3 protein-coding genes are annotated in these 3,051 nt (G+C 61.9%); 1 reads left to right on the top strand and 2 read right to left on the bottom strand.

The features are described from left to right. Positions 1-266: 266 nt before the first annotated feature. A complete protein-coding gene (locus tag WB528_RS01870; RefSeq protein ID WP_423886731.1) occupies positions 267-1,061 on the bottom strand; it encodes an SDR family oxidoreductase in 795 nt (264 codons plus the stop codon). Positions 1,062-1,089: 28 nt separating this feature from the next. Next, the gene (gene trhA, locus WB528_RS01865) at positions 1,090-1,785 is read right to left on the bottom strand and encodes a PAQR family membrane homeostasis protein TrhA (RefSeq protein WP_423886730.1); all 696 of its coding nucleotides are present in this window, start codon (positions 1,783-1,785) and stop codon (positions 1,090-1,092) included. 173 nt (positions 1,786-1,958) lie between these two features. Between trhA and WB528_RS01860 the strand changes: the two genes are divergently transcribed. After that, on the top strand, positions 1,959-3,051 hold a 1,093-nt coding region (locus WB528_RS01860; protein WP_423886729.1), incomplete at its 3' end, for a YcjX family protein.

The raw sequence follows: 3,051 nt of genomic DNA, 5'->3' as shown, positions 1-3,051 counted from the left end.
CCGCCGTCCGCGTGACCAAGTCATCCGAATTGGCGGCCGCGCTCAAGCGCAGTATTGCGTATGAGGGAACGAGCCTCGTTGAGGTGATGGTCGATTCCGCTGTGCCGGTGCTGTACGAGCGGAAGGGGTGAACGCGTCACACGTCATTGCGAGCCAACGGGTCGCGCGAATGCGCGCCCGATGATAAACTCCGCGAAGTAATCCCAGCTCTTGGCTTCAGTAAGAAATGGATTGCTTCGTCGCTTTGCTCCTCGCAATGACGGCATCTATTCCTGATGCTCTTCCCGCAGCTTCGCCTGGATCTTGGCCATGCCTGATATCCAGCGGTCGTAGTTTTCGGTCTTGTTGCGCATGTAGCCCAGCACCTGCGGGTGCGGCAAAATCAGAAACGTCTCCCGCTCGATGCCTTCGAGCGCGTCGCTCGCCACCTGCGCCGGCGAAAGATCCCCGTCGCCGGATTGCGGACCCTTCGGGATCGAGCGCAGCATGTCGGTATCCACGCCCTGCGGGCACAGGATCGAGACCTTGATGCCGTCGGCCTTGTGCGAGATCGCGAGGTTTTCCGCAAACCCCACGGCGGCGTGCTTGGTTGTCGAATAAGCGGGGCTTCCGACCTGCGACAGAAGTCCGGCGGCTGAAATCGTGTTGAGAAAGTAACCGCCGCCGCGCGCCTTGAAGCGCGGCACGAGATGCCGTGCCGCATAGACATGCGCCATGACGTGAACGGCAAAGCTCCGCGTGAACGGTTCGTCCGACGTGCCGCCCACGTTCACCGAGAGCGGGTCGAAACCGGCGCCGATGCCGGCGTTCGAACAGAACAGCGAGATCGGACCGAACAGGCGCTCGGTTTCGTCGATCACGTGAAGGATGTCTTTTTCCTGTGCGACATCGCATTTGAAGGCCGCGCCATCGAGCGAGGCGGCAACCGTCCGCGCGCTTGCGACGTTGAGATCGGCCACGACGACCTTGGCGGCGCCGGCACGGTGAAAGGCTTCGCACAACGCGCGGCCAATGCCATTGGCGCCGCCGGTGACGACGACGATTTTGCCGCTCACCTGCATCGCAAACCTCGAATAGCGGGAATTGAACTTACGCCAGAACCAGATCGAGCACGGCTGTATAATGACACGCCGCGCCGAGAAGCACGAAACAATGCCAGATCACATTCTGGAAGCGCAGCCGTTGCCATGCGTGGAAGACTACTCCGAAACTGTAGAGCAGGCCACCGGCGAGGATGAACCACAGCGTCACTTTGGGCAGTGAGGAGAGACCGGCGTCATAGGCGATGATGCCGCTCCAGCCCATCGCGAGATAAAGACCGACCGACAGCCGGTCGAAGCGGCCAGGGAAGAACAGCTTCACCGTGATGCCGACCGCCGCCACACTCCAGACGCCCACCAGGAGCGACATCGCAAACACGCGGTCCTGCAATTGCGCGAAAATCGGGGTGTAGGTCCCGGCAATCAGAACGTAGATCGCGGAATGATCGAGGCGGCGCAGCACCCATTTGCGCCGCGATACCGGCCAGAGATTATAGGCCGCCGAACAACCGAGCATCGCGAGCAGGCCCGCGGCATAGACCGACACCGTGACCACCGAATAGGCGGAAGCGAACACCGCCGCCAGCACGATCAGGACGGTCGCCGCGATCAAGCCGCTGAACACGCCGATCCCGTGAACGATGCCGTCGGCAATGAGTTCGGCGCGATCGTAATTCCAGCGAATGGCGCCGGCCGCGGCATGAGCCGAGGTGGAGGCGAACTGTTTCAGTCTGAAGACGGTCATGCGAGCTTGTTTCGACTTCTCAAATTGAACGGATGGTACCTTGGGCAACGTCAACGATCCCCTAAAGTTCTAGGGAGAAATGGCGTCTTAAATGTGAAACTTGATTTTGGGCGATTAATGGCCACCTTTAGGCTTGGCTTTATTAAATTGCCCCTCCGAAAGTCGAGTCTTCGTTGCCCTTCGATTTTTCCGACATGATCGAGGAGGCGCGCATTTCAGCGCGCGCGCTGAGGGATTTCAGCGAGCACCTCTTCAACCCCACCTTGCGGCTCGGCATCACCGGGCTTTCACGGGCCGGCAAGACCGTGTTCATCACGGCGTTGATCCACGGCCTCACCCGCGCCGGACGCTTTCCGGTGTTCGAGCCGCTCGCCTCGGGCCGGATCGCCCGCGCTCGTCTCGAGCCGCAGCCCGACGACGCGGTGCCACGCTTTGACTATGAGCGTCACCTCCGCACCCTGATCGACGAACGGGCGTGGCCGAACTCGACCGTCGACATCAGCGAGTTGCGGCTCGTGATCGACTATCAACGCCAGAACGGCGCAGAGCGGACACTGACGCTGGACATTGTCGATTATCCCGGCGAATGGCTGCTCGATCTGCCGTTGCTCAACAAGAGCTATGAGCAATGGGCAAGCGAAAGTCTCGCGCTATCGCGCGGCAGCGCCCGCAGTTCTCTCGCCGCGCCCTGGCATGCGTATCTCTCAGGCCTTAACGCGGAAGGCCCGATGGACGAACAGGCCGCGCTCACCTCCGCTAAACTCTTCACCGACTACTTGCGCGCCTGCCGCGACGAACGCTTCGCCATGAGCCTGTTGCCGCCGGGCCGTTTCCTGATGCCGGGCAGCCTTGCAGGTTCGCCGGCGCTGACCTTCGCGCCGCTTGATGTGCCGGAACACGGCAACGCCCCCGACGGATCGCTGTGGGCGATGATGCGGAGGCGCTATCAGTCCTACAAGGACGTGGTGGTGCGGCCGTTCTTCCGCGATCATTTCGCGCGACTGGATCGCCAGGTGGTTCTCGTCGACGCCCTTGCCGCGTTCAATTCGGGGCCGAATGCGCTGTTCGATCTGGAGGCGGCGCTCGCCGGAATTCTCGACTGCTTCCGGATCGGTCGCGGCAATTTCCTCAACGCGCTATTCCGCCCCAGGATCGACCGCATTCTGTTTGCCGCGACCAAAGCCGATCACCTGCACCATTCAAGCCATGACCGGCTCGAGGCGGTGCTGCGGCGCGCGGTCGCTCGCGCCGTTATGCAGGCCGAGG

The organism is Bradyrhizobium sp., assembly GCF_049586575.1.
In the GTDB taxonomy this organism is placed as follows: domain Bacteria; phylum Pseudomonadota; class Alphaproteobacteria; order Rhizobiales; family Xanthobacteraceae; genus Bradyrhizobium.
The sequence above is the reverse complement of the archived record's forward strand: the minus strand, read 5'-3'. Positions and strand labels throughout refer to the sequence as shown.

Bases quoted from the DNA above. Each gene is read 5' to 3' on its own strand.
- WB528_RS01870 (WP_423886731.1), bottom strand. From the start codon at position 1,061: ATGCAGGTGAGCGGCAAAATCGTCGTCGTCACCGGCGGCGCCAATGGC.
- trhA (WP_423886730.1), bottom strand. From the start codon at position 1,785: ATGACCGTCTTCAGACTGAAACAGTTCGCCTCCACCTCGGCTCATGCC.